The following is a 252-nucleotide window of genomic DNA, read 5'->3' as shown; positions in this document are numbered from 1 at the left end:
ACCTGATACGTGGAAAAGGCCACCGTGTCGGCTTGGTACATCAGGTCAAAGCCTGCTACGAACGACAAGACCGACGAGTTCTTGATCAGGTTGATGAACTGGTTCCCCAGCGGCGGCAGCGCTGCTTTGAAGGCCTGCGGCAGAATCACGTATCTCATGGCCTGCACGTAGGTCATCCCGTTGCTTCGTGCGCCTTCCCTTTGTCCGTCGCCGACGGAATTGATCCCTGCTCTGATCGTTTCCGCAATGAAG

Annotated in this window: 1 protein-coding gene; it reads right to left on the bottom strand. The window is 56.3% G+C overall.

The genetic code is table 11. The annotated features are described in order from the left end of the window. A partial coding sequence (locus KI210_RS08635; protein WP_212781467.1) for an ABC transporter permease subunit occupies positions 1–252 on the bottom strand: 252 nt, incomplete at both ends.

Origin of the sequence: Lactobacillus corticis, assembly GCF_018327645.1 — a bacterium.
In the GTDB taxonomy this organism is placed as follows: Bacteria; Bacillota; Bacilli; order Lactobacillales; family Lactobacillaceae; genus Lactobacillus; species Lactobacillus corticis.
This window is presented reverse-complemented; position numbering and strand designations above follow the sequence as displayed.